The organism is Polaromonas sp. AET17H-212 (genome assembly GCF_002379085.1).
In the GTDB taxonomy this organism is placed as follows: domain Bacteria; phylum Pseudomonadota; class Gammaproteobacteria; order Burkholderiales; family Burkholderiaceae_C; genus Polaromonas.
Genome location: NZ_NBZW01000058.1, coordinates 1 through 4,398 on the forward strand (window position 1 = coordinate 1; position 4,398 = coordinate 4,398).

At 57.8% G+C, this 4,398-nt stretch carries 5 protein-coding genes; all 5 read left to right on the forward strand.

Annotated features, from left to right (window positions below):
• Positions 1-867 (forward strand): TRAP transporter substrate-binding protein (locus B7G53_RS22140; protein WP_176491455.1); only part of this gene is annotated, 867 nt, incomplete at its 5' end.
• The gene (locus B7G53_RS22145) at positions 791-1,429 is read left to right on the forward strand and encodes an SDR family oxidoreductase (protein WP_096671783.1); all 639 of its coding nucleotides are present in this window, start codon (positions 791-793) and stop codon (positions 1,427-1,429) included. The genes B7G53_RS22140 and B7G53_RS22145, both read left to right, overlap by 77 nt.
• Positions 1,430-1,533: 104 nt before the next feature.
• A complete protein-coding gene (locus B7G53_RS22150; protein WP_096671784.1) occupies positions 1,534-2,397 on the forward strand; it encodes a MaoC/PaaZ C-terminal domain-containing protein in 864 nt (287 codons plus the stop codon).
• Between the two features lie 134 nt (positions 2,398-2,531).
• Positions 2,532-2,945, forward strand: a complete 414-nt coding sequence (locus B7G53_RS22155) for a Zn-ribbon domain-containing OB-fold protein (protein WP_096671785.1) — start codon at positions 2,532-2,534, stop codon at positions 2,943-2,945.
• Positions 2,942-4,099 carry a thiolase gene (locus B7G53_RS22160; RefSeq protein ID WP_096671782.1) on the forward strand — a complete coding sequence of 386 codons (1,158 nt, stop codon included), beginning with the start codon at positions 2,942-2,944 and terminating at the stop codon, positions 4,097-4,099. Before B7G53_RS22155 ends, B7G53_RS22160 begins: the two co-directional genes overlap by 4 nt.
• Positions 4,100-4,398 lie beyond the last annotated feature (299 nt).

Below are 4,398 nucleotides of genomic sequence, written 5' to 3' on the forward strand. Positions count from 1 at the left end.
TATTACGATACGGCCTATTTCAAACTTCTCGTCGGCGAATTGCCTTTCGCCTTGCCTGGAGCAGCCGTGGGCGCGAAGGTGATGACGGAGTTCGTCGAAAAGCATGGGAAGGATGTGTTCGACAAGCTTGGTGTCAAGAACATGGGGATGGCAGTTACGGATCCTTACGTGCTATTCAGCAGCAAGCCGATCCGCAAGTTCGATGACATGAAAGGCGTGAGGCTGCGGGCTGCGGGCAAGGCTTGGGTGCCGATCGCCCAGGCCTGGGGTGCAGTAGCGACGCCGATGCAGCCGGAAGAGGCGTATACCGCGTTGGAGCGCGGCACCCTTGGCGCGATGCATTACAGTTTGGGGTCCGCAGTGGGTTGGAAGTATTTCGAGGTGGCTCCCTACGTCACCCTAATCAACTCGCCCACGGTTGTCATCAACATGATCATGAACAAGGTGTTCTTTGAGAAGCTGCCTGCGGATCTGAAGACGCTGTTTGAAGAGGAGTTGAATCCGGCCCTGTTGACCATGATGGCGGAAACGTATGAGCGCAGCGTTCCGGATGCCATGGAAAAAATGAGCGCGTACTTCAAAGCCAAGGGCAAGGGTGAGGTCATCACCTTGGCACCCGAGGAAAAAGCCAAATTCATCGCCCCCGCCAAGCAGGCATGGGAGGACTGGGTGAAAGAGGCCAACAAGCGCGGCTTGCCCGGCGAAGCACTCCTTGCGGATTACAAGGCCATCATGAAGAAAAACGCAATTGGCGTATGCCGCCCAAGCCGCGAAGGTCGTGGTGGTCGACATGGACATGGGGACGGCCGAAGCGGTGGCCGAAGATATCCGCAAACAAGGCGGCCAAGCCATGGCGGTGAAATGTAACGTCGCTGATCGGGCGCAAGTGAATCAAATGGTCGCGCAGGTCAAAGCCAAGTTCGGTCCAGTGGACATTCTGGTGAACAATGCCGGGGTCATCCGCACCGCGATGCTGCACAAGATGACCCAGGATCAGTGGGACGATGTCATTGGCGTGCATTTGACCGGCAGTTTCAACTGCCTACAAGCCGTAGTGAACGACATGAGGGATCGTCGCGAAGGCCGGATTATCAATGTTGTCTCCACCGCCGGTATCGTGGGTACCATCGGTCAGATCAACTATGGCTCCGCCAAGGCCGGCCTGCTGGGCTTTACCAAGTCCGCCGCCAAGGAACTGGCCCAGTACAACATTGTGGTGAACGCGGTCGCGCCGGGTGCTGCCACACCGATGACCGAGGTCATTCGGACCGATGCCCGCTTCAAGGACGGGTACCTGGCTCGGGTACCGCTGGGCCGCTGGGCGGAACCTGCTGAGATAGCGCCAGTGTTCGTGTTTCTCGCATCGCAGGGCGCGAGCTACGTCACCGGGCAGGTCGTCGGTGCCGATGGTGGCCTGTCAATTCACTGATGGAACGGCTGGCCAATCACGGCCGTCTCGAACGCCGTTTTGAAATGTCCGATTCCGGTGACGGCATTTGACATTGAACAATCTATTACTGAGCGAGAATGGGCATGGCAATCAACTATGACAAATTGATGGCGCGGAAGTTTCTGGATGCGGAGCAAACGTACACCAAGCGCGACACGATACTGTACGCATTGGGGCTTGGCTTCGGCGCCGACCCTGTCGATGAAAACCAGCTTCAGTACGTCTACGAAAAAAGCCTCAAGGCCTTGCCCACCATGGCCGTGGTTCTGGGCTCGCCGGGCTCCTGGATGCGTGAGGATCCAGAGGTCGGCATCAACTACCTCAAGGTAGTCCACGGTGAACAATCGCTTGCTGTTCACAAACCCCTTCCCGCTGAAGCCACAGTCGTGGGTCATAACCGCATCGACAGGATCATTGACAAAGGGGAAGGCAAGGGTGCCGTGGTGTATGTGGAGCGCAAGCTGTACGACAAAGCCAATGGCGACCATCTAGCCACAACGATGGGATCTATCTTCGCCCGCGCCGATGGCGGATTCGGCGGCCCAGTGACACAGGCACCGGCCTTGCACCAGATGCCCGAGGGGGCGCCGGATGTTGTCTGCGATATCGCCACCATGCCCCGCCAAGCACTGATCTACCGATTAAGCGGCGACTATAACCCGCTGCATAGCGATCCCGCAGTAGCCAAGGCGGCCGGTTTCCCGGTGCCGATTCTGCATGGGTTATGCACCTATGGCATCGTCGGCCATGCGGTCATCAAGTCCTTCTGCGGTTACGACGCCAGTCGCTTGACCGGCCTGCAGGTGCGTTTCTCGTCCCCGATTTATCCAGGCGAGACCATCCGCGTGGAAATGTGGAAAAGCGCGGGAGTGGTTTCCTTGCGCGCCAAAGTGCTGGAACGAGATCTCGTGGTGCTCAGCAACGGACGCGCGGATATCCAGCAATAAGCAGCTTCGCACCGAATTGTCTTCTTCCATTGAATCTAAGCCGAACCACCCATGTCCTGGACATGGCCGATTTTCATTTCTTGGTGGCTGGAAAGAGGCGATGTTTCACCAACAATATTAGAAGGATGAACTTCATGAGCACGACGATTGAGACCGCATTCACCGGGCCAGGCCCGAGCAGAATTTATCACGAGTATCTGGAAAGCGGCGATTTCCGGATTCAATGCTGCGACGATTGTGGTAAATATATATTTTATCCCCGCATCACCTGCACTCATTGCGGCAGCACCCAATTGCAATGGGTGCCGGCTGTGGGGCGCGGTACCGTGTACGCGGTCAGCGTCGTGAACCGTCAGGAGGAGAAGGGTGGGCCCTACAACGTGGTCTTGGTGGATCTGGCGGAGGGTCCGCGCATGATGGCAAGGGTGGATGGCGTTAGCAACGACCAAATAAAAATCGGCATGTCGGTTAAGACCAGGATCGAAAGCAGCGACAAAGGGCCCTTCGTCGTTTTCGAATCCGCAGAGGAAGATAAGAAAAAATCATGACCAGCAGCATACGCGGCGCAGCCGCTATCGTAGGCGCGTCTCTAGCCGGTCTCGGCGAGGCGCCGGGCCGTACCTCGGAAGACATCGCCGTCGAGGCCAGCTATAAGGCGCTGGCCGAAGCAGGACTGACCACCATGGACGTCGATGCCGTTTATGGGTCTCTGCCTGGTGACTGCAATCCACTATCGGCCTTGTTACTCGCGGAAATCATGGGTATTCACCCGAAGATCACCGATAACAACCGCTCTGGCGGTTCGACCTTCCTTTCATATACGCTCTCGGCCGCCATAGCGATCAAGGAAGGCCTGTGCGAGACGGCATTGATTTTCTACGGCAGTAATCAGCGCTCCAGCAGCGGCAAGCTCGTCTCGTCAGTTCGGCCGTTTGCCTTTGAGGCTCCTTACAACCCGATCTTTCCGGCCACTTCGTACGCACTGGCGGCTTCCCGTCATATGCACCAGTACGGCACAACCAGAGAGCAGATGGCGGCCGTTGCCGTGGCGGCGCGCCAGTGGGCCAACATGAATCCGGAAGCATTCATGAAGGGGCCCCTGACGGTGGAAGATGTGCTCAATGCCCGCATGGTGTCCAGTCCCTTGACGGTACGCGATTGCTGCCTAGTGACAGACGGTGGCGCGGCGCTGGTCATGGTCTCGGCCAAGCGGGCCAAGGACTTCCCCAAGAAGCCGGTGTATCTGCTGGGCGCGGCCGCCGCGACCTCTCATATGAATATCGTTGCCATGCCGGATCTCACCGAGAGCGCGGCAAAGGATTCCGGCCAGAGGGCATTCGCGATGGCCGGGATGAAGCCTTCGGATGTGGATGTGATCGAGTTGTACGACGCCTTCACCATCAACCCCATCCTGTTCCTGGAAGACCTGGGTTTTTGCAAGAAGGGCGAAGGCGGTCCTTTCGTGGCGAGTGGCGCTATTGCTCCTGGCGGAAGTCTGCCGGTTAACACCAATGGCGGCGGCCTTTCCTGTGTCCACCCTGGCATGTACGGCATGTTCACTCTGGTAGAAGCGGTGCGCCAATTGCGCGGCGAGTGTGGCGAACGGCAGGTGAAGGGTGCCGAGGTCGCGCTTTGCCATGGCAACGGTGGGGTACTCTCAAGTCAGATCACGAACATTCTCGGCACCGAGACCACACTTTGATCATGGATCCACTCTCTTGATCTTATTTTCCTCGGCTACGTATTCCCCAAGGCGGTCTGCCCGAGATTGGGGTTCAGGTGCGATGGCCAATATGCGCTCGACGATGTAGCGCACGAGCGCGAACCAGCGCTGGGGTTTTGTCCACTGCGGCGTAAGCGTCTGGCCGTGGCATCTTGAAGCCGATCAAGCTTTATAGGAGCCTCGTGTCCACTTAACTTTAGGTGGACACGTGCACACTATCTCCAATGAAACTGGCGTTCGCGCTCCGCGTCGCCGCAAACACAGCCCCGAGTTCAAGG

Coding starts and splice junctions, on each gene's coding strand:
- B7G53_RS22160 (WP_096671782.1), top strand. CDS start 2,942: ATGACCAGCAGCATACGCGGCGCAGCCGCTATCGTAGGCGCGTCTCTA.
- B7G53_RS22155 (WP_096671785.1), top strand. CDS start 2,532: ATGAGCACGACGATTGAGACCGCATTCACCGGGCCAGGCCCGAGCAGA.
- B7G53_RS22150 (WP_096671784.1), top strand. CDS start 1,534: ATGGCAATCAACTATGACAAATTGATGGCGCGGAAGTTTCTGGATGCG.
- B7G53_RS22145 (WP_096671783.1), top strand. CDS start 791: ATGGACATGGGGACGGCCGAAGCGGTGGCCGAAGATATCCGCAAACAA.